Annotated in this window: 17 protein-coding genes, 1 tRNA gene and 4 pseudogenes; 12 read left to right on the plus strand and 10 right to left on the minus strand. The window is 35.4% G+C overall.

The features are described 5' to 3' along the window. Positions 1 to 362 precede the first annotated feature (362 nt). A pseudogene (locus AAGD69_RS05775) lies at positions 363 to 1709 on the plus strand (IS110 family transposase). Between the two features lie 285 nt (positions 1710 to 1994). Here AAGD69_RS05775 and AAGD69_RS05780 read toward each other — a convergent pair. From AAGD69_RS05780 to rpmE, 3 genes are all read right to left on the minus strand, one after another. Beyond that, positions 1995 to 3446, minus strand: a complete 1452-nt coding sequence (locus tag AAGD69_RS05780; RefSeq protein WP_341811977.1) for a hypothetical protein — start codon at positions 3444 to 3446, stop codon at positions 1995 to 1997. A 91-nt stretch (positions 3447 to 3537) separates the two neighbouring features. Next, on the minus strand, positions 3538 to 4332 hold the full coding sequence (locus AAGD69_RS05785; RefSeq protein WP_341811978.1) for an NAD kinase: 795 nt from the start codon (positions 4330 to 4332) through the stop codon (positions 3538 to 3540). Between the two features lie 38 nt (positions 4333 to 4370). Next, a complete protein-coding gene (gene rpmE, locus AAGD69_RS05790) occupies positions 4371 to 4583 on the minus strand; it encodes a 50S ribosomal protein L31 (RefSeq protein ID WP_341811979.1) in 213 nt (70 codons plus the stop codon). 128 nt (positions 4584 to 4711) lie between these two features. On the opposite strand from rpmE, the gene fabD reads away from it, so the two are divergent. From fabD to AAGD69_RS05805, 3 genes are read left to right on the plus strand one after another with little or no spacing between them, the layout of a single operon-like run. Next, positions 4712 to 5695, plus strand: a complete 984-nt coding sequence (gene fabD / locus AAGD69_RS05795) for an ACP S-malonyltransferase (RefSeq protein ID WP_341811980.1) — start codon at positions 4712 to 4714, stop codon at positions 5693 to 5695. A 52-nt stretch (positions 5696 to 5747) separates the two neighbouring features. After that, entirely contained in the window at positions 5748 to 5969 is a 222-nt protein-coding gene (locus AAGD69_RS05800; RefSeq protein ID WP_341811981.1) for a hypothetical protein, read from the plus strand. A 33-nt stretch (positions 5970 to 6002) separates the two neighbouring features. Then, positions 6003 to 6503 (plus strand): hypothetical protein, encoded by a 501-nt coding sequence (locus tag AAGD69_RS05805; RefSeq protein WP_341811982.1) that lies wholly within the window; start codon positions 6003 to 6005, stop codon positions 6501 to 6503. A 14-nt stretch (positions 6504 to 6517) separates the two neighbouring features. Here the strand turns inward: AAGD69_RS05805 and gpmI are convergent, their stop codons facing one another. The 3 genes and pseudogenes from gpmI to AAGD69_RS05820 all read right to left on the minus strand — a co-directional run bounded on the left by gpmI (position 6518) and on the right by AAGD69_RS05820 (position 8958). Next, on the minus strand, positions 6518 to 8014 hold the full coding sequence (gene gpmI, locus AAGD69_RS05810) for a 2,3-bisphosphoglycerate-independent phosphoglycerate mutase (protein ID WP_341811983.1): 1497 nt from the start codon (positions 8012 to 8014) through the stop codon (positions 6518 to 6520). A 33-nt stretch (positions 8015 to 8047) separates the two neighbouring features. Then, a tRNA-Asn gene (locus AAGD69_RS05815) sits at positions 8048 to 8119 on the minus strand. A gap of 71 nt (positions 8120 to 8190) precedes the next feature. Beyond that, a pseudogene (locus AAGD69_RS05820) lies at positions 8191 to 8958 on the minus strand (IS5 family transposase). A 150-nt stretch (positions 8959 to 9108) separates the two neighbouring features. Between AAGD69_RS05820 and gatA the strand changes: the two are divergent. Further along, a complete protein-coding gene (gatA, locus tag AAGD69_RS05825; protein ID WP_341811984.1) occupies positions 9109 to 10578 on the plus strand; it encodes an Asp-tRNA(Asn)/Glu-tRNA(Gln) amidotransferase subunit GatA in 1470 nt (489 codons plus the stop codon). Between the two features lie 868 nt (positions 10579 to 11446). Here gatA and alaS read toward each other — a convergent pair. After that, positions 11447 to 14110, minus strand: coding sequence for an alanine--tRNA ligase (gene alaS / locus AAGD69_RS05830; RefSeq protein ID WP_341811985.1), 2664 nt, complete (start codon positions 14108 to 14110; stop codon positions 11447 to 11449). Positions 14111 to 14284: 174 nt separating this feature from the next. Between alaS and AAGD69_RS05835 the strand changes: the two genes are divergently transcribed. The 5 genes and pseudogenes from AAGD69_RS05835 to AAGD69_RS05855 all read left to right on the plus strand — a co-directional run bounded on the left by AAGD69_RS05835 (position 14285) and on the right by AAGD69_RS05855 (position 17301). Beyond that, entirely contained in the window at positions 14285 to 14728 is a 444-nt protein-coding gene (locus AAGD69_RS05835; protein ID WP_341811986.1) for a PAS domain-containing protein, read from the plus strand. 98 nt (positions 14729 to 14826) lie between these two features. Beyond that, positions 14827 to 15033 carry a 50S ribosomal protein L35 gene (gene rpmI / locus AAGD69_RS05840; protein WP_064125368.1) on the plus strand — a complete coding sequence of 69 codons (207 nt, stop codon included), beginning with the start codon at positions 14827 to 14829 and terminating at the stop codon, positions 15031 to 15033. A 20-nt stretch (positions 15034 to 15053) separates the two neighbouring features. Next, on the plus strand, positions 15054 to 15419 hold the full coding sequence (rplT, locus tag AAGD69_RS05845; protein ID WP_064125369.1) for a 50S ribosomal protein L20: 366 nt from the start codon (positions 15054 to 15056) through the stop codon (positions 15417 to 15419). A gap of 19 nt (positions 15420 to 15438) precedes the next feature. Next, positions 15439 to 16338, plus strand: a complete 900-nt coding sequence (gene fmt / locus AAGD69_RS05850; protein WP_341811987.1) for a methionyl-tRNA formyltransferase — start codon at positions 15439 to 15441, stop codon at positions 16336 to 16338. Positions 16339 to 16466: 128 nt separating this feature from the next. Then, positions 16467 to 17301, plus strand: a pseudogene (locus AAGD69_RS05855) (transposase). 265 nt (positions 17302 to 17566) lie between these two features. On the opposite strand, the gene AAGD69_RS05860 reads toward AAGD69_RS05855, so the two are convergent. The 3 genes and pseudogenes from AAGD69_RS05860 to dapD form a co-directional block, all read right to left on the minus strand. Continuing rightward, positions 17567 to 18496, minus strand: coding sequence for an IS110 family transposase (locus tag AAGD69_RS05860; protein WP_341811988.1), 930 nt, complete (start codon positions 18494 to 18496; stop codon positions 17567 to 17569). Between the two features lie 95 nt (positions 18497 to 18591). After that, positions 18592 to 19542: pseudogene (locus AAGD69_RS05865) on the minus strand (IS481 family transposase). Positions 19543 to 20162: 620 nt separating this feature from the next. Next, on the minus strand, positions 20163 to 20999 hold the full coding sequence (dapD, locus tag AAGD69_RS05870; RefSeq protein ID WP_341811989.1) for a 2,3,4,5-tetrahydropyridine-2,6-dicarboxylate N-succinyltransferase: 837 nt from the start codon (positions 20997 to 20999) through the stop codon (positions 20163 to 20165). Between the two features lie 73 nt (positions 21000 to 21072). Between dapD and AAGD69_RS05875 the strand changes: the two genes are divergently transcribed. Both AAGD69_RS05875 and rpe read left to right on the plus strand, forming a co-directional pair. Further along, positions 21073 to 21501 (plus strand): zinc-ribbon domain-containing protein, encoded by a 429-nt coding sequence (locus tag AAGD69_RS05875; RefSeq protein WP_264731275.1) that lies wholly within the window; start codon positions 21073 to 21075, stop codon positions 21499 to 21501. A gap of 117 nt (positions 21502 to 21618) precedes the next feature. Further along, the gene (gene rpe / locus AAGD69_RS05880) at positions 21619 to 22308 is read left to right on the plus strand and encodes a ribulose-phosphate 3-epimerase (RefSeq protein ID WP_341811990.1); all 690 of its coding nucleotides are present in this window, start codon (positions 21619 to 21621) and stop codon (positions 22306 to 22308) included. Positions 22309 to 22375: the final 67 nt, after the last annotated feature.

Consider the following 22375-nt stretch of genomic DNA (forward strand, 5'->3'; position numbering starts at 1 on the left):
TGCCTTTTTTTCCGCTCAGTAAATTTCTTAACGTTTATAATTTAGATTAGTTGCGGCTTAAAAGCAGCTGAATCGCGGTTATTAAGCGTATAGCACTGAACAGAAGAAATCTGTCAAACCAGGAAGAAACTCCTCAATTTAAGTTTTTAGTAGTTTTTAAGTATAGTTGTATAGGAAGCGCCTCTGAAGTTATAACCGAAATTTTCACTGGTGCCATAAGTGCCCGTCGTTTAGCATGGTTTTGGGAGGAACGGTCAAATCATTGATGGAGTTTTTTAGGCTACCTCGGTTAGGAGATTGTATTATCTAACCGTTCCAAGCTGAAGCGTTTCCCTATTACAAATTATAATAAGGGAGTTACTATGAAAAAAGCAAAAAGTAAATTAGAGATCATGAATCCTGATGCAGCAGGAATAGATGTTGGTTCAGATGTACATTATGTATGTGTACCAGAAGGAAGTGATGAACAGCGTATACAAAAATTTAGCTGCTTTACAGAGGATCTCCATAACATAGCAAAATGGCTGAAGAAATGTAAAGTTACTACAGTAGCCATGGAGTCAACAGGAGTATACTGGATTACTTTGTTCCAAGTACTTGAATCATATGGACTTGAAGTAAAGCTTGCAAATGCAAGACATGTAAAAAATGTACCTGGAAGAAAGTCAGATGTTCAGGATTGTCAATGGCTTCAACAACTACATAGTTATGGGTTAATCCAAGGATCATTTAGGCCAGATGATCAAATGTGTGTATTGCGTGGTTATGTTCGGCAACGTAAAAACTTAATTGAAAACGCTGCTAAACATATTAATCGCATGCAAAAGGTGTTAGTACAAATGAATATTCATTTACATAAAGTGACAAGCGATATTGCTGGCGTCACAGGAATGCAAATTATTAAAGCAATAGTAGAAGGTGAAAGGAATCCTAAAAAACTAGCTGAATTCAGAAGTGTGAATATGAAGAATGATAAGGCTACTATAGCAAAAGCATTAACAGGCGATTATAGAGAAGAACATTTATTTGTATTAAAGCAAGAATATGAAGCATATAATTTTTTTCAAGAAAAAATAATTGAATGTGATAAAAGTATAGAGAACTATTACAAAGCATTAGAGACGAAGTCCGATGAGAGTAAAGAGTTAGGTAAGGAAAAAAATAAGTCTAGAAGAGGCAGACCAAATTTCACCCTGCGTGAGGAATTGTATCGTGTAACTGGTATAGATTTCACTAAAATTCCTGGATTTGATGTACTAACTGTACAAACCATTATTGCGGAAGTTGGCATTAATCATAATAAATGGCGATCAGAAAGGCATTTTACCTCATGGTTAGGGCTTAGCCCTGCTAATAAGATTACAGGAGAAAAAGTATTTTGAACAAAAACTCGTAAAGTTATTAATCGTGCTACGAATGCCTTGCGAATGGCTGCTTATGCTGTGGGAAATAGTAAAAGTGCATTGGGTGCATATTGTAGGAGATTAAAAAAACGGCTAGGAGCAATAAAAGCAATTACTTCTACAGCAAGAAAATTAGCATGCATCTTTTACCAAATGTTGAAATATGGACAAGAGTATGTGGAAAAAGGAATGAGCTATTACGAAACACGTTACAAAGAGAGAGTTGTAAAAAATTTAATCAAAAAAGCACAGGAATTTGGCTACATATTAGTTCAACAAGAAGCGCTAGTTAAGGGAGTTTCTTAGGAGAATAAAAAAACGCCATACTTGAAAGTATAATGTAAGTAACTAGCCAACTACGGGGCTTCTTTTACCTTTTTTTCATTTGGTAAATTTCTTAATGTTTGTAGCTAAACGACAACCGTCATCCCGCTGCTTGTTAGCGGATGAGATACCGTGAATAAATCACGGTATGACGTAGGACTGCTGTCATTCTAGTGTCAGCTACTTTCATGACATCATTATAAAGTGTCACGCGCTGGGATGACAAAGAAAGAGCATAAGGCATTGTGTTTTACGTTGTGCATTTTATTAACCGACACTATAAACAACATCCTTACAATTATGAGATTGGACTACAACTTGCTCAAGCGTTAAGCTGTTGCGTTTAGCGTCTTTACTGTGGTTTTCTCCAAGAACCTCTGTTCTTTCTTGTTTTATTTCTTCAATGAATTTCTTGTTAACGCTTTCAGTGTCAATCTTTTCCTGAGAATATATAAGGTTAGTGCAATTTGTTTTTCTATAATAATGCACGCCAAGACATATAATTGATAATGCAAGTATACCAGAACCTATAAGTAATGATAATCCTATGTTATTAGTCAAAGGGTTTTGGTAAAATTTTTGTATATTATTAACACCACCTTCCGCATACAGCAATAAAGGAAGTGTTATATTTGCAGCAACTACACCGGTCAGTAATGCAGTAAATAGTGGCCTATTGTTAATTACTGATTCTATTTTATTAGTTCTACTAACTACTTTTTCGTCAATGTTAATGAAGTTGTTTTTAGCTTCCCAAGCATTAAGTACAAAATTTGAATGAGTGCCATTGCTATATTCCAGTCTTACAGATTTTATAGCTTTATTTTTTGGCTGATGCTCCAACACATCAGCTAAAATTTCATTCGCATCTTCTTTTTGAATATGATGTTCTTCAGTATTTCTAAACTGTTTTATTGCAAAAAATATTGGACTAATTGCGAGCAACGCAGCAAGTGCAATAACTGGTATAGTGATATATTTTGGGCTGTTTGTAAAAAATGCAATAAATTTTGCTTTATCTTGTAAATATACTAAAGCTGCAGATGTGCTGAGTATAATAGCAGTGGCAGTAAAAATTATAAAGCCCTTCTGCTGCATGGCATATTTTGCTCTTGGCAAGAATCTGTTTGTTTTTTCACCTATTGTACTGTTATCACTTTTTTCATCAGGAATTAATGGCTGTCGGCTATTATATGATGGTAAAGTAGTTGAAGACGTATCTAAACTATTGCTGTGTTGACTTGATTTTTCATAAAAATTTTTCTCACTTTCTTTCTTATCCCAAGGTGGATCAAATACTGTTCCTTCAGAAACTGATCTTTTCATTCCTGGGCTTTGATCATCTATTCCACTATCTAAACTCTTTTTCGAAGATTTTGTATCTGGGTTTATAGTTGCACAAATAGGTTCTTCTGGTTCATTACCAGATGATCCTCCTAAACCTAAACTTGCTGTTTGTGATGCCCAATCATGAGTCTCACCTTTTGTTTCTTCTAGGGAAGGAGGTGGTACTTCAGTACTAAGATCAAACAAATTTTCGTCTTCTTTGTCTTGTAAACCTGGAGCTTTTGGCAAAATCGGTGGTGCTATATTCAGCATATCTGAGATAGTTTTTTCTGCTTCCCCAGGCGATGGTGGAGCTTTTTTGCCATCTTCATCTATTGGTATATAGGAAGTTAATGTGACTTTACCCTTATCTGTGTTTACTGATCCATGCATATTTGCTCCAAAATTAATTACTATGTTGTGTTGATTACGCTATAGTTATTAAGATGTAGTAAATACCAGTTTACGGATAATTATGAAAAATTTAGTATAGAAATTGCCTATCAAAGATTCTTTCATTGAGTGAGTCGTCTTTGTCAAAAAGCAGAGTGGTTGTGTTCTCATGGTCTTTTTGTATTTTTATCTGTGATATATTATGAAACTCTTTGTAATCTGATACTACAAGCGCTGGACGATTTTTTGTGTCGTTAATGTCAATTTGCACTACCCTATCATTTGAAATTAACGCTCCATTCCAATGCCTTGGGTCATAGCTATTAATAGAGGTTAATGCAAGTAAGTTTGAATTGAGTGGTAAAATTGGACCGCCGGCAGAGAAGTTATATGCAGTGCTGCCTGTAGGGGTGGACAATATTATTCCATCTCCTCTGAATTTTTCTACTTTTAGCTTATCATTAATAGTAATATTCATTTCTACTATTTGGTTTGCTTTTCTAAAAACGTATACTTCGTTTACTGCTATGTAATGATACCTCTCGCCACTTGTATCTGTGGCTTCCATTTTTAGCAAAGTTAACTGAGTTGAAGTTGCGTGCTCTATATGATCAATTAAATCTTCACTGCGGCTAAAGCATTTATTCATCAAAAACCCAACATTGCCAGTGTTTACTCCGTATACGTGTGTGTCTTTGTTTTCTATAACGTAATTATGCAAGGTGCGTAGCATAAAGCCATCACCGCCAACAACTATCAATAGATCGATTTCGGACTTATTTTCTTCTGTTATATTGATAAAATTAAGTTTCTTTAATAGTTTAGATACTTCCTGCGATTTTGGTGATTGAGAAGCAACATAGCCTATATTTTTGTATTTATGCATGCTTCAGTAAACTCTCTAAAACTTAAAGAGGAGGAAAATTAGAAAATGCTTCCATATTTATCGTTAAACTTAGCTAATTTGCTAGTTTTACTTGCTGACCCGCTTTTCAAACTTCCAGTCCATGCAGGGTGAGTGAGAGGATCCCTATCAAGTTTTATCTTATCACCTTCCTTTCCATAAGTGGAACGAGTTTCAAACTCTTGACCATCTGTCATGACTATAGTAACCTTATGATAATCAATTTCTGCCATTGTTGCTTATAAACTTTTAGTCAGTTAATATTCTAGTGAACTTAATTCGCTAAGTCAATCATTATTCTAAAATATTGACAAAAAATAAATAAAGTAGTATATTTAATAAGGGATAAATAATAACTATCATGATTTTTGCTTTCCCTGGTCAGGGCTCTCAGTTTGTAGGAATGGGAAAGAGCTTATATAGTGAGTTTTCCGTTGCAAGACAAGTATTTAATGAAGTGGATAGCATATTGGGTAGAAAGCTGTCTCATTTAATCTTCAACGGTCCTATTGAAGAATTAACCATTACAGAAAACGCTCAGCCAGCTATAATGGCAGTGTCAATCGCGACGCTACGTGTTATCGAGCATGTGTTTGGTGAATCTCTTTTTTCTGGTCATAATGTTAAATATGTTTGTGGGCATTCAGTCGGTGAATATACAGCGCTATGTGCTGCAGGGGCATTGACTCTTGATTCTGCAATCAAGCTGCTGAAAGTTCGCAGCGAAGCAATGCATGAAGCTTCTTTGAAATGTGAAGGGGGAATGGTTGCATTGCTTGGAGCGGAGCTAAACGAAGTGGAAGATGTTTTAAAATCAGTCCAGATTGATAGAGTTTGTGAAATTGCAAATGATAACGGTGGTGGGCAAATAGTTATAAGTGGTACTAGAGAGGGTCTTGAAATATTACCCGATTTGCTCAAGAACTTGAACATCAAGAGATTAGTTAAGTTACAGGTTAGTGGACCTTTTCACTCATCTCTTATGAAACCTGCTGATGAAAAAGTTTTGGAATTTTTGGAGGGTATTAAAATAACCCATCCTATAGTTCCTTTGATATCAAATGTTACAGCTAAAGAGGAGAATGATCCCAAAGTTATAAAAGCTTTACTTGCTAAACAAGTCATAAGCAGAGTGAAATGGAGAGAAATGGTTTTGTATATGGCAAGCCGTGGCATTAACAAATTTGTTGAAATTGGCCCTAATAAAGTTTTATCTAATCTAGTTAAAAGAATTGACCAATCTATCAGTACAAAAAGTATAGGTAATATTGGTGATATTGACGGCTTCTTTAATGAATCATTAATATTGACAGCAAAGAATTTAAAAGTAAAAGCGTATAGCTAGCATAAAGTAAAAATTGGGCTATTTATTTGCTTTTATTATTGATAGCAGCAAAATGTCAAACATCGACACTAAAGAATATGATCTAACGTTAGGTGATACCACAGTTAAGCTTTTTATTAAAAGTAGCGATACAAGTGGAATCAATTTTATCAATGTGCATCAAAATGAAGTGACTTCAAAAGAAGCTGGCGAGCATATAATCCAGCAGTTTGGTGGAAGAATGCTGTACATTACCCATGGTGATGGTACCCCACGCAATGTAGAATTTTACTGAAATGGTGAGCGGTATGAATTCGATCCCAATCGCATGTTTGATGATGTAGGTGCAGAAGCTAGCTTAAGAGAGTTTGGCAATTTTTCAGAAGATGCTTTGAGAATCATTAGAAACTTTGCGGAAAAAATTTTAGACTTTTTGCTTCCTAATCAGGATCATATTATTGCTCTACATAATAACTATAACTCTCCTAGTTATTCATTCAAAAGCTATTTTTCTCCACCACTTTCTCATGATGTACTAAAGATTTATCCAGAAGTATGTCCAAAAAGCGGAACGGGTGAGTTTTTCTATACGACAGTTGAAAATTGGTTTGATGCTTTAAAACAGAAAGAAATTTTTAATATAGTATTGCAAAATAACAAAGCAGTTGAAGATGATGGTTCTTTATCTGTATATGCAGGAGAAAACAATATTCGATACTCTAATGTAGAAGCTGAACATAATCATTTAGAGCAGCAAATAGATATGCTATCTGCTATGCACAGTGTTTTGTTTCCTAATGCGAACCAACCCTTAACAGTAGAGTTATAGTAGCATAAGGTGTACTATACAATCAACGAACTACCTGTCATTTCATCAGGTTTCTTAATTCCAAGTAGCTGTAAAATAGTAGGGGCAATATCAGATAACCTTCCGTCTCTTAGTTTTAGATTATTGCAAGACACAATAAATGGCACTTTATTTAGAGTGTGTGCTGTATGAGGTGTATTATTTTTTTCATCGAACATACATTCCACATTACCATGGTCTGCAGTAACAATTAATGCAGTGTTGCTTGACTTTTTAACAGCACTCAGCACTTTCGCAAGACAATCATCTACAGCTAGCACAGCTTTCTCGGCTGCTTTTATATTACCTGTATGCCCTACCATATCAGGATTAGCATAATTTACAACTATCAGTGCGAATTCTTGGGAGTGAATTTTTTCTACAAGCTTTTCTGTGAGCTTGAAGGCTGACATTTCGGGCTGCAAATCATAAGTTTGAACTTTTGGTGAGGGAATTAGTATTCTTTCTTCACCAGAGAAAGGTTCTTCTTTTCCACAATTGAAAAAGAAAGTCACATGAGCGTATTTTTCGGTTTCGGCGATGCGTAATTGTTGCAATTTATTGTCTTCTATTGTTTGTCCTAAAGTGTTAGCAAAAGATATAGGAGGAAAAATATAAGGAATTTTGAGATCTTCTTTATATTTCATCATGCTTAAAATTGAAGAGAGTTTTACTATTTCAGTATGGTTTGTTTTACTAAGCAAAATACTTGCTAATTGTATCATTCGATCAGCACGAAAGTTAGCCAACAGCACTCCATCTTCTGGTTTTATACCTTGATAGTCACCTATTACTGCGGGCCTGACAAACTCATCAGTTATGTTATTTTGATAATTTTCATCAATCAACGATACTGCATTATCATGACGAGGTGCCTTTGCAAATGCGATAGCCTCATAAGCTTCAATTGTTCTCTCCCACCTGTTATCACGGTCCATAGCATAGTAACGCCCAGAAACAGTAGCAATTCTTATGTCATTTCCCTTTATACTCTTTATAAATTCTTGAATGCATTTTTTTCCTGAATTTGGTAATGTGTCTCTGCCATCTAAAAATGCATGTATCACCACTTTGATTCCATGCTGTGATATTTTATTTGCTAAAGTCGAAATATGCTTTTGATGCGAATGAACACCGCCATCTGACACTAATCCCATTATATGGCATACTCCGTTCTTACTTTTTAGATTACTAATAAAACTTTGTAGATTTACATTGTTTTCTATTGTTCCAATCTCTTGATTAATGCGCTGAAGGCTTTGCATTACTACTCTACCACTGCCAATATTCATATGGCCAACTTCTGAATTACCTATTTGACCACCAGGTAACCCAACATCATTTCCACAGGCGGACAAACTGCATTTTGGATAATTAGAGCTAATATATTGCCAACAGGGTGGATTTGCGTTGCTAATAGCATTATATTTACTGCTTTCTACTCCATTTCCCCAGCCATCTAGTATGCATAAAACAACTAATTTAATGCCCATATAAGATTAACACTAGAATTTCACAGAGAAGAGCTCCCCGGGCCGGATTCGAACCAGCGACCAATTGGTTAACAGCCAACTGCTCTACCACTGAGCTACCGAGGAATAAACCGTCTTTAATTTATCACGTTGAACGTTGATTGTAAACGTTTTTTGTATACTTTGTAAGAGCCTGTTCATAATCTTTTCAGAAGCAAAGTAGTGAAAGCCAGAACGACCATTTTTAGGCTAGTATTGAGTTTTCGCTCACAATTTTTCCACAATCTTCCACATTTTTCTAACCAAGCAAAAGATTTCTCAACAACCCATCTTTTTGGCAATACAGCAAAGGAATGCAATTCACTTCGCTTTATTACTTCAACAGTTGCACCAATAATATCTTTTATTTGAGTTGCAAAATTCTCTCCTGTATAGCCCGCATCAACCAGTATATTTTTAACTCCAGAAAGGTTTTCTTTTGCATTGTTGACCATTCTCACAGCACTGCTGCGGTCAGTTGTTCCTGCAGTTGTTACATAAATTGCATGTGGTAAACCTTGAGTATCAACTGCGATATGGCCCTGAGATTTTTTTACCAGCGTCATAGCCTTTTTCTTCAGCAGTATCTGCGTTCTTTACACTCTGAGCATCAATTATGCAAAAGCTGTTTCCGACCATTGTTTTGTCGCAACTATTTTTTTTAACACGCGCTCCAAAACACTTTCTTTACTTCCGTTTGGTTTTTCACTCCATTTTTTAAAATAATCATAACAATTGCGCCATTTTGGAAACTCTTTTGGTAGCATCCTCCACTGACAACCGCTTTTCAGGATGTATAATACTCCACAAAACACATCATACAAATCAAGTTTTCTTGGTTTTGTTTTTTTTCTACAGGACTCTAGATCTGGTAAAATAATCTCAAATCTTTCCCGACTTATGTTACTTGGGTATAAACTCCTCATATATCCTAATTTATATACATTATCTCTTAGTTTATTCCTTTCTTGAGATTATGTACAGGTTCTTAGCTATATTTCTAGCTGTAACTATAAATGTATGGATTTTTTATCGTGCCATGTTATAATTAACGTCTTGCTAAAAATTAAATATTGATGAATGAACTAAAAAAGTTAAGTATTACACAAATGCATGACGGGCTCAAAAAAAGGAGTTTTTCCGCTGTTGAACTCGTGGAGGCGCACATCAGTGCGGTTGAAAATGAGAAATTAAATGCATTTATAACAAAAACCCCAGAGATAGCAATGAAAGCTGCTAAAGCTGCAGATGAACATTTCTCTAGGCAAAAAGATGATTTAATCTCGCCGCTCATGGGTATACCAGTTGGTATCAAAGATCTATTCTGTACAAAAGGAATAAAAACAACAGCATGCTCAAAAATGCTGGAAAATTTCGTTCCGACTTACGAATCTACGGTGTCTGACTTGCTTTTAAAAAGTGGAGCAGCCATGCTCGGTAAGCTTAATATGGATGAATTTGCTATGGGTTCTGCGAACACAAACAGCTATTTTGGCCCTGTTGAAAATGTGTGGATTAGAAAAAGTGATGGGGAAAAAGTTGTTCCTGGTGGATCATCTGGTGGATCTGCAGCATCGGTTGCTGGATTTTTATGCGCTGGAGCGTTAGGAAGCGACACCGGTGGATCTGTACGCCAACCAGCAGCTTATTGTGGAGTAGTTGGAATAAAGCCAACTTATGGAAGATGCTCGCGTTTTGGTATGATTGCATTTGCGAGTTCTCTGGATCAAGCAGGAGTCATTACTCGTTCTGTCTCTGATTCAGCATTAATGCTGGAAGCAATTTGTGGCTATGATAAAAAAGATTCAATATCGAGCGAAAAGCCAGTGCCTAAATTTTCTAGCTTTATAAATGGTGATGTCAAGGGTAAGTGTATTGGTATACCAAAAGAATATAGGATGGATGGAATTTCAGAGGAAATAGTTCATAATTGGGAAAGAGTTGCTTCCTATTTAAAAGAAAATGGCGCTGAAGTTGTTGACATTACTCTGCCACATACTAAATATGCAATACCGGTCTATTATTTAATCTGTTCTGCTGAAACTTCATCCAATCTTGCTCGTTACGATGGTGTGCGTTATGGATTAAGGGTTGATGCTGATACCCTTGAAGAAATGTATTCACTAACAAGAGCAGAAGGTTTTGGTAAAGAGGTGAAAAGAAGAATTTTAATTGGCGCTTATGCGCTTTCTTCAGGTCATTATAATGAATATTACGAAAAAGCGCAGTGCATTAGAGCATTAATCAGAAATGATTTTATAAAAGCGTTTGAAAAAATAGATTACATACTTGTGCCATCTGCTCCAACAGAAGCTTTTGGCTTAAATGAAAAGCCAGATCCGCTAATTATGTGCATCAATGATGTGTTTACCGTGCCAGCAAGTCTTGCAGGATTGCCTGCTATTTCTGTTCCTGTTGGGCTTTCCAATGAGGGTTTACCACTTGCCTTGCAAGTGATTGGAAATTATTATGACGAAGCTGGAATATTAAATGTGGCAAGTGTGATAGAGCAAAATTGCGGCAGAATAATTAGACCTCTTGCATAATCTATTTTCTGATAGTAATTTTTGCATTAAAATTTGCTTATGCTCATCAACGTACTCTATGGTTCCATTTTTAGATGAATAGCAAAAACAGGGCATATTAATCTGTTTACAAAATTTTCGTGTAACAGTTCACACTTAATTAAACAAACTAAATTCTGTAATTTTGGAATGTTGAAAAATTTACCTTACGTTGTCATTCCAGCGCATAACGCTGAAATCTGGATTTATAGAAACGGCTTAAACGAAAAAACTTGCTTGACATCCTTCGCCAGCCCCCTTATTATGACAATAAGGGTATTTATGACTCAAAACTTGTTTTTGACCTGCAGGCTCAATGACAAAATTCAGTAAAAAACTCAGGGTATTTATTGGCAGATTACATAAAATTATAGCGGCTGCATGTCTTTTAAATTTTTTCTACATTCAGCCAAAACGCGCTTAAACTAAGCGTCAGCATATTATTACAGCACCAGTTTAAATTATTATAGGGTCAAAACTCGCACCACGGGGCTTCTTTTGCCTTTTTTTTCGTTTGGTAGATTTCTTAATGTTTGTAGCTAAAGCAATTTAAGAGACCGAAAATGGTGTCATTCCAGCGCGTGACGCTGGAATCTAGTCTTTATTATGCAGCCACTTATTTAAAGTTAAGTTTTCTGGATCCAAGTAGTCTGGACACTGGGATGACACCCTCTTGGATGGAAACCAGTGTCAGCTACTTTCATGACACCATGACAACCGTCATTCCGCTGCTTGTTAGCGGATGAGATACCGCAGCAGTATGACGGTTCGTGGCGGTATGACGATAACCTCGTCATACCGCTACTTGTTAGCGGCTAAGAGATACCGCGGCGGTATGACGTAGAGTGTATTAGTCCTTAGAAGCGGTTATTTTGCTATAAATTGCTGTAATGGCATCATCTATTTTATTGCTATCATAGCCTGTTTGTGCAAGTTCAGCATTCCCACCACAGTTCTTTTCAACTGCTATTGATATTAGTTCTTTTGCGCTAATCTTATTGATTAAGTCTTTACTTACTTTAATAATCAAGACTGTTTTATCTTTTTCTGTTGCCGTGAAAGCTATTACCGTTTTTGGTTTTTGTTGCTGCAAAACAAACTCTCTTATTACATTTGCTGGAATATCAGTGAAAGTGTGGCTTATAAAATTTATTCCATTTATTTCAGTGCTTTTTATATTCTCTGCACTCACAAGCTTTTTATATAGGTTTCTTATTTTGGTTTCGGATTTTTTGTGTTCTTGACTTAAAACACTTAATCTGCTTGTTATTTCACTTACTGGCACTTTTACGAATTCTGCAACTTTTTTTAAGTTAATTTCATTATCACGTACATAATTGATTGCTTCCTGACCAGTTAAAGCTTCAATTCTCCTCACTCCAAAAGCAACAGAACTTTCTGTTACTATCTTAAATAAACCGATTTCTCCAGTATGTTCAACGTGCGTTCCACCACATAGCTCTTTCGAATCTCCAATATTTACAACTCTAACCTGATCACCATATTTTTCACCAAACAACGCCATGGCTCCTTCGTCTATTGCCTGATTCATGCTTTGAATTTTTGTAGATGCAGAAAGATTTTCTCTGATTAGAGAGTTTACCATATCCTCTACCCAGAATAACTGATCTTGAGTCACTTGAGTGTTATGGCTGAAGTCGAATCTTAGTCTATCTGGTGCAACTAGGGAACCTTTTTGAGTGACATGATCACCCAAGATTTTCCTCAATGCAAAGTGCAGAAGATGCGTAGCAGAATGATTTCTTCTTAAGGTTTGCCTTCTTTCCTTGTCGATGCTTGCTGTAACTACATCACCTTTACAAATTGAGCCGAATTTAACTATGCATCTGTGCAAACATAGGTCATTAATCTTATTGGTATTTTCCACTATAACCATACTTCCAGCAATGCGATCTGTCGTCATTCCAGCGCGTGACCACGTGTTTTCTTCTTTCTCGATCCCAGTGTCCGCTACTTGGATGACAGAAGGGACAATGAAACTTCCAGTATCCCCCACCTGTCCACCTGACTCGCCATAAAAAGGTGTTTTATCAAGTATAATGGTTATCTTTTCTCCCTCCTTTGCAGAATCAATTACTTCATTTTTAGAGGAAACTATAGCTAGTATTTTCGCATCACTTACTTCATTGAACTCATAACCAACAAATTTTGTTTTGCCAAATTTATTGATCAAATCAAACCATACTTGCTCAACAGATTTTTCACCAGATCCAGCCCATTTAGCACGTGCTCTCTCTTTTTGTTCTCCCATTGCATCATCAAAACCCTTCTGGTCAAAATTTATTTTTTTCTCTTTTAAAACATCAAGTGTAATATCCAAAGGAAACCCATAGGTGTCATATAGCTTAAATGCTGATTCTCCAGGTAAAGTATCGCCCGATTTTAAATCTGTAGTGAATTTCTCCAGAAGATTGATACCTTTCATCAAAGTATCTTTAAAGTTTTCTTCCTCTGATTTTAACGTCGTTTCTATTAAGCTTTTGGCTCTGACTAATTCAGGATAAACATCTCCCATATAAGCCGAACTCGTGCTATCTATCAGCGCCGGAAAAATGCGATGGAGTAGAGAATCATTATATCCAAGCAGGTGGATATAACGCGCGGCTCTCCTAATTAATCTGCGTAATACGTAATTCCTGCCCTCATTTCCAGGAAGCACTCCTTCTGCGATGAGAAATGCAGCCGCGCGAAGATGATCTGCTACGATCTTATGCGCTATTTTATTTTCCGTTCTTCCACAGTACTCTTGAGATTTATTGATCAGAGCAGAAAATAGATCAATATCATAGTTATTATGGACATTTTGCATTACAGTAGCTATTCTCTCAAGACCCATTCCAGTATCGATGCATTTTTTTGGCAATTTGTGTAAATTACCTTCTTCATCTTTGTTAAACTCCATGAATACCAGATTCCAGATTTCAACAATTCTATCGTCGTCTTGTAAATTAGGACTCCCATGGTCATAAAAAATTTCAGAACATGGACCGCATGGACCAGTGCTTCCCGTACTCCAAAAGTTATCATCCGTTGTAATTCTTATGATTTTATCACTTGAAAAGCCACTTATCTTACGCCAAATCTCGTACGTCTCATCATCAGTATGGTAGACGGTTATGGATAGTCTGTTTTTATCAAGAGATAACTCCTTAGTGATAAATTTCCACGCAAATTCTATCGCAGTTTCCTTAAAGTAATCACCGAAGCTAAAATTTCCGAGCATTTCAAAAAATGTGTGATGCCGAGTTGTATAGCCAACATTTTCAAGATCGTTGTGTTTACCGCCTGCTCTTAGGCACTTTTGACTTGAAACAGCACGTTTCATTTCAGTTTTTTGAGCACCAGTAAAAATATTTTTAAACTGCACCATACCAGCATTTGTGAACATGAGCGTTGGGTCATGTTCTGGAATCAAAGGAGAAGAAGAAACCTGCTCGTGGTCATTACTTAAAAAAAATTTTATAAATCTTTCTCTGATTTCACTTAACTTCATTATTTTTATTGAGATTATTCATGAATAATAAGCTGCAATGGAAATAAAATCAATTACAATATCACCACTCTCTAGATCTCAGAACTTCTAGTGATATGCACCTTGTGGTAAGGAAAAATCAATATATTCACGATAAATTCACCTCATATCTGTGTTTTATATGTGGAAATTAGAATGGAAATTTATGTAGGCAAAGAAAAAAGAATAGCAAATGTGGTAACTCAACACTGGAGTGACATAAAAGGACCAGACAGAGATTGGCCAGAAAGGCACGAAATAGACACTGCAGAAATAATGGAGTCATGGCAGCATTGTTTTATCATTGAAGTCAAGGATCAAGGTTATATTTGTGAAAATGCAGGAGAAAAGGCTGTTGAATTCTATGGTTTTGAGAAAAAGACGCGCATTGATAATAAGTATGCAATTGATGCACCATTTTTGCGACTATATAAAATAGATGCAGTTATTGATAAACTTGATGCTGTAATAGAGAGTAAATGCCCAATCAATGAAGAGGAAGAAAGTGAAAGTGTTAAAATGAGGCAAGTATTGTTGCCACTTGGGAATAAAGAAGGTATAACACACATATTGGGCGTAATTACTTTTAAACTCCTTTAATATACAATTTTAATTTGATTCTTTAATAAAATTATTTATACTAATGCTTAATTACTATTAAAGAACTCAATAGTAGTGTTTGTAAATTTATTTGGAATATGAAGAGAATAAAATTAAAAACCAAATCTTCTGTTAAAAAGCGCTTTCACCTTACAGCTAAGGGTAAAGTCATTTCTACTCAGTCAGGCAAAAGGCATGGCATGGTAAAGAGAAGTAAATCTAATATTCGTAATCAGCGCGGTACAACGATTCTTGGTAAATCTGACTCGCGTATAGTTAAGCTTTATATGCCTTATGGTATTTAACAAAATGGAGGTAAAATAAAATGGCTCGGGTAAAACGTGGAGTCACTACTCACGCTCGTCATAAAAAAATATTGAAACTGGCAAAGGGTTATAGAGGACGTGCAAAAAGCTGTTATAGAATTGCATTACAAAGAGTTGAAAAAGCACTGCAATATGCTTACAGAGACAGAAGAACCCGTAAACGTGATTTTCGTAGCTTATGGATAATACGTATTAATGCAGCAGCAAGAGAGCATGGGCTTACTTATGGTAGGTTTATGCATGGTCTTACACTTGCCGGCATTGATTTAAATAGAAAAATTCTTGCTGAGATGGCCGTTAATTATAAGGATGATTTTGCCAAATTAGTAGAAGCTGTAAGTGGTAAATTAGCGGAGAATTCTTAAAGCAAAAACACTTGAAAACATGAGAATTATTTTCATGGGATCACCAGGATTTGCTGTTAATTCTCTGAGCTTGTTACTGAAATCAAAGAGCAAAGTGGTAGCAGTATACACCAAGGCTCCAAAACCTTCAGGACGTGGACAGAAGCCAACGAAATCTCCAGTACATGTTATCGCTGAAGAAAGTAACATAGAGGTATGTACTTCTATCTCTCTAAAGTTTTTGGCAGAGCAAGAAAAATTTAGAAATTTCAAACCAGACGTTGCAGTTGTTGCTGCGTATGGATTGATACTTCCAAGAAAAATTTTGAATATTCCTAAATATGGTTGTATTAATATTCATCCTTCATTACTACCAAGGTGGCGTGGTGCAGCTCCGATACAGCACACAATTTTAGCAGGAGATCAAGAAACCGGGGTTAGCATTATGCAATTGGATGAAGGATTAGATTCCGGCCCTATTTTAAAACAAAAAAAATTTCTTATCGAAAAGAACGATAACTACAAGACATTGCATGATAAATTGTCTGAATTAGGCAGTGATTTACTGCTGAAAGTGCTAAACGAAATTGAAAAACAGGTTCCCTTAAAACAGAACGATAATGATGCATGTTACGCTGACAAAGTGGAAGACTATAAAATTTATGCAAGTGATGCTTGTGAGGTTGCTTATAGAAAGGTTAAAGCGTTTTACCCAAAAGCGTTCATCAAGATAGAGAATAAACGTATCAGGATACTTGATGCTGACTTTGAAGCTCTCGCTTCAGAACAAGGTAAGATTGTTAACGATAATATGCACATAAGTTTAAAAGGTGGCACTTTAATTCCTAAAGTTGTACAAATGGAAGGGAGAAATCCTTGCAGTATTGAAGATTTTATTCGTGGCTTAAAATCAAGCATGGTAAAAAAATTTATAGAATAGACTGCTTTAAATTAGTGTAGAAATGTAATAGCTAAATTTCCTTTTCATAAGACCTGCTGCAAAAGGTGATTGAAAAAATAATGTGAGAGAAGTAGAAGAAGAATAAGCAGATTGAGTAAGGTAAAAAAATGAGCTTTAGTTACTATAACATGAAGAAACACCCAAGAAACTTTCGTAATATAACAGGTTTAACTATAGAGGAGTTCGAAAAGGTAGTGGAAAAAGTGAGGTCTGGGTGGGAAAGAGTTGAAAAACAGAAAAAGTGCCATGGTAGAAGATCACAACTACCAACTCTAGAAGATAAGTTATTTTGCGTAATTTTGTACTATCGCACTTACATAACACATAGATTTTTAGGGTGCCTGTTCAATGTGCACAACGCAAATGTATGTAGGTTACTGAAGAAAATAGAGCCATTACTTGCTAAAAAAGTTACTATAACAAAAGATAGAAGTATGACACCAGAAAAAATACTGAAGATTCTGGCTGATGTTACAGAACAGCAAATACAGAGACCAGAAGATAGTAAAAAACGGAAGAAATCATATTCAGGAAAAAAAAAGAACCAACACTATGAAAACTGAGATTGTTATCGAAGAAGGTGGAAGAATTTTATCAGTGTCAAAGTCATATCGTGGTAGAATTAATGATTTTCGCATAAGGAAACAAGAAAAATATTTACCAATCGATAGCATAAAATATGCCGATTCTGGATATCAAGGTTGGCAAAAATTGCAAAGCAATGTTATAATTCCATATAAAAAGTATCGTAAAAAGCCATTAACTCCAGAGCAGAAAGAGCATAATAGAAGATTAGCATCATTTAGAATGAGAGTAGAAAATAAGATCCGTGAGATAAAGATATTTAAGATTATGTTTCATGTTTACCGCAATTTTCAGAAAAAATACAACCTGAGGTTCAATATTATTGCTGGTATTGTGAATCTTAAGCACGCCTTTTAGTTAATCTTGATTTTAGTCACCCTCCTTTCCTTCTTTTTATTGCTTGATTCGCAGCAGGTCTATAGTTAGAGTATAGCATTCTAGCTATTTCAGATGCTATAGGTCAGCATGAATAGCAATCTTCTTGAATTTTGGTATTCGAAACGTATAAGGTGTAACCTTCATTTTTTAGATCAGGTTTTCCTGTTGCACCCATAGGATTTATGAATAATATTTTCTTCTCCTTCTGGAAAAGATAGAGAACAGTAAAATGGCATCTACCGTCTTAAACATCAAGATAAAAATTATTGTTTTTTATCATAGCATTTAAACAAATGATGATTTTTCTCATTACAGCAACTAAAGCGACTTTGCCAGAGTCAACTAAACGCTGGTAAAATACTTTCATTTTTTTATTATGACGCATTGCAACCACAGCAGACATGTATAATGCTTTTCGAGCATAAAATCTGCCACCTATGACTTGGGCCTTGCTCACTTTCCTTCCACTTTCACTAGTTTTTGGTGCAACTCCAACTAGACAAGCTATTTCCTTATTATCTAACCTACCAAGTTCAGGTACCTCTATGAGTAGGATACTTGCGGTTTTCCGTCCAACACCTTTATAGCTAGTTAGCAGTTTGCTTTTTTCCTTCAAATCAGGATCAGAGTTTATTATATCTTCTATGTCTTGCCTAATTTGCTCTAATTGTTTTTTTGCAAATTCTATCTGTTTTTCTATATATTCCCTGGCTTTTCCTGTAACCTTATGCAAACGACACTTATTTGCGTGAACTTCATCGTTTAGATTGCGCTCAACTGCTCTTAGCTCTTTTAGTTCTTCTTGCTTTTGTGAAACTATGTATTCTATTACCTCGTCATTTTTTGTGATAAATTCAGCATATTTTTCTAGTAATTTTGCATCTAATTTATCTGTTTTTGCAAAGTGGTTGCAGGCTTTTGCAAATGCATATACCCGATTTGGGTGAGCTCTGTGAACAGCTATGTTATGTTCCCGTAACAACTTTATGACAAGTTTTTCATAACCACCTGTTGATTCTACTACACACAACCTAACAAATATGTTAACTATTTTTGACTTTATAAACTCAGATATAGCTCTTTCTACATTTTCTATACGCTGATGTTTATTGTCGATTGAGATATCAAGTGTTTCTTTTGAAACATCAATACCAATGAAAACTGTTCTAGCCATTTTTGTACCTATAAATATAATCAAATAATAATGTAAATGCTGTACAGGATTGTGATTCGATCTTTTAGATCCCCCTACCGTTCGTACTCCATTTTTTAGATGTATGGTCCCAGAGTGTGATGGTAAGGATTTAGTATAAACAATTCAGGAGATTTTGTCCACTGAGAACATGTAAATTCAAAAGGAGTAAGACCATTAAGAGTTTTGAGTCTCTTTGCATAATTGTAAGCCATGACAAAGTCATAAAGATGCTTTGTGAGTTGCTGATGTGATTGGTAGTAGTATTTTTTAACAGTAGCATTTTTTAAAGTTTTGTTCATACGTTCAACTTGCCCATTTGTCTAAGGATGGCTGATTTTTGTTAGACGATGTTCAATATTATGTTCTTCACAAACTCTATCAAATATGTGTTGGAAAGCGTATTTATGGCGTTTCTGGTTGGTAAATTGTATACCGTTGTCTGTCAAAACAGTGTGGATTTTATACGGTAGAATTTTAATCAAATTACGTAAAAACTCAGCAGCTATGGGTTTTGTAGCACTTTTATGTAACTCAATATAGGTGAATTTGGATGTTCTATCTATAGCAACAAATAGATATAGTTTTCCCTCCTCTGTTCTGACTTCTGCAATATCAATATGGAAATAGCCTATAGGATATTTCTTAAATTTCTTTTTTGGTTTAGCTTCACCATCAACATCTGGCAGTTTGCTAATGTTATGTCTTTGTAAACAGCGATGCAGGCTAGAACGAGTTAAGTGCGGAATTGTAGACTGCAAGGCATAAAGGCAATCATCTAATGGTAGAAGTGTATGCTTCCGAAATGCGACGATTATTGCTTCTTCTTCTAAAGTTAGAACAGTTGATCTTGGATGTTTTGGACCCATATCAGCGTCTTTAGTGAATGAGCGTTTTCTCCACTTAATAATAGTTTTTGGATTAAGGTTATAATACTTTGAGAGTTTTGCTATGCTCTCTTTACTATTTTGTATTGCTCTACGAATCGTCTCTGTTGTTTTGGCACACCCATGTAATACTTGTCCCATAATTCCTCCTTTGATGGTATTTTTTTCTCACATTTTATCATACTATCACACTCTGGGACTGTACAGCTAGGAGTGTACTTAGATGCCTACGATTTCTATCAATCAATCCAATTGACAGTATCACTCCTTGCTCATTATAGCCTTGCGGCTTTGATTTAATATACAATCCACTGTTATGAATGTAGATTATGCTTTTTTCACAGCAATCATGATCTCTCATCCCTTCATTCATATCTTTAAGTTCATCGGATAAGTTTGGACTACCTGAAATAAGCATTATGGGCTTATTAGGTGACTTTTCTCCTAATAGAGGGTACAAAGATCCACAAAATTAGGACTGATCATACCAATGACGCTTATTATGGCAAAAGTAAAACTCATCACAACTTTCCCTGATTGACTTCTCTGAGACAGACTGTAGTAAATCGCATATTTTGTTTCTTTTCTCATTTGAGTTTCCTGACATATTTACTTCTTAGATTGTTAAAGATATAATTTGATTATTACATATATTTGTAAATAAATCAAGCATATCGTTAATAAAGATTGACAAAGTGCTTAGAGTCAAAGTGACATATGGTCTTGTGTAAATTGTGTGATTCGTAGACAATGTCTATTAATCACACAATTAATCTCAATATTTCATTTATAGAGGTTTTCGATCTCGTCTTTTCATCCACTTTTTTTACTATAACTGCACAATAGGTTGAAATGTTATTTTTAGATGGAATAGACCCTGGTACCACTACAGAATAAGGTGGCACTTCGCCATAAAATACCTCGCTAGTTTCTCTATCAATAATCTTTGTTGATGCTCCAATAAACACACCCATGCCAAGGACTGATCCTTCTCTCACTACCACACCCTCGGCTACCTCGCTACGTGCTCCAATAAAGCAATTATCTTCTATAATGACAGGTGAAGCTTGAATAGGCTCAAGGACTCCACCTATTCCTACTCCACCGGAAATATGGCAGTTTTTTCCTATTTGCGCACAGCTACCAATCGTTGACCAGGTATCTATCATTGTTCCTGAATCAACATATGCACCAACGTTGATAAAACTTGGCATTAGAACAACATTTGTACCTATATAAGCGGATCGGCGGACAAAACACCCAGGAACTGCTCTAATTTTTAACTGGCGAAATTTCTCCTCATTCCATTCACTAAATTTGTTACCGATCTTGTCAAACCAGCAATTGGTATTGTCTATTATTTTGTTTTCTTCAGTGAGAAAATGTAATAATATTGCCTGCTTTATCCACTTATGTACTACCCATTCTCCATTTGATAGCTTTTCTGCTACTCTAATTTTGCCACTATCAAGGAGCTCAATTACCTCTTTAATTGCTATTCTTGCTGTTTCCTTTAGGTTACAGTCATTAAATTTTTCTCTATTTTTCCAAATATTTTCTATCTCACTTTGTGTTTTTTTTAGTTGCAAACCTTCCATTTGTTATATATATTAATATTAAATTTATAGCTCTGTATCATTTGAGCTTGTTACTACTTTATATATAAGTGCTATGAAAATACAATGTAATAGTTGTACTAAAACTTACTTAGTATCTTCTGAGCAAATTGGTGCATTTGGAAGAAAGGTAAAGTGTACGAACTGCAATCATATATGGCATGAACATCTAGAAGAAGCGTCAAACAAATCGCACTCTGCTAATATACAGGAAAAAAAAATTAGTGGAAGGAATTTTTTACAAAATCTAGCATTTACCACTCTAGCTTTTGCAACAGCTACAGGGTTATGCGTCGTAATTGCTAATGGCATCTTTCCTAGAGAGATGAACAAAGCATACAAAACGATCAGTTCATATAAGGATTCAATAAGCTATAAATTAGGGTACAAAAAAGAACAAACAGAAAATCCAAATGTAAAAAAACTTGTTGTAAATAAGTTTTATCAAGACTACCTTTTTTTATCTAATTTAAGATCTAGTTAAATAGGCATAAACCATCGCCGATATCGGTATCCAGTTCCTATAGCTACTCAAATGATGCAAATAGTATTAGGGTGACAGAGTTTTAAAAATAAGTTATTTTTTAGTAAAAAACAGCTCATGAGTATTAAAATTGCACCTTCTATACTTTCAGCAGACTTTGCAAAATTAGGAGAAGAAGTAAGAAAAATTAGCGATTTAGGTGTAGATTACATACACATAGACGTTATGGATGGGAATTTCGTTCCAAATATTACAATTGGTCCTAGCGTTGTCTCTGCAATACGTAAATATAGCAATCTTCCTTTTGATGTGCATTTAATGGTCAAATCTCCTGGTAACCACATTGAAAGCTTTATAAATGCTGGTGCTGATATTATCACTGTACATGCAGAAGCAGAGATACACCTTGAGAGGTTGATAAGAAGGATAAAGTCATACAAAAATGTAAACGACGCAAAAAAACCGATTCAAGCTGGAGTCTCAATTGTTCCTTCAACTTCCCCAAGTGTGCTTGAATACATAATACATGAGCTAGATATTGTGCTGATTATGACAGTCAACCCTGGCTTTGGAGGGCAGGAATTTATTCATTCACAGTTGAACAAGATATCTACTATAAAAAAAATGATACAGGAGCGTAATCTTAAAACACAAATTTCAGTAGATGGTGGAATTAACTTTTCTAACGCAGCTGATATAATAAAAGCAGGTGCTGATATTTTAGTTGCGGGATCGGCGATATTCAAGGCTGAAGATATTAAGAAGGCCGTAAATGATCTTAAAATCCATCGTGGTAATCCTATATAGCTAGTGCAGCCATACGTCATACCGCGATTCATTCGCGGTATCTCAGCCGCTAACACGTAGCGGAATG

The sequence above is a fragment of the Wolbachia endosymbiont (group A) of Conops quadrifasciatus genome, assembly GCF_964027015.1.
Lineage (GTDB): Bacteria > Pseudomonadota > Alphaproteobacteria > Rickettsiales > Anaplasmataceae > Wolbachia.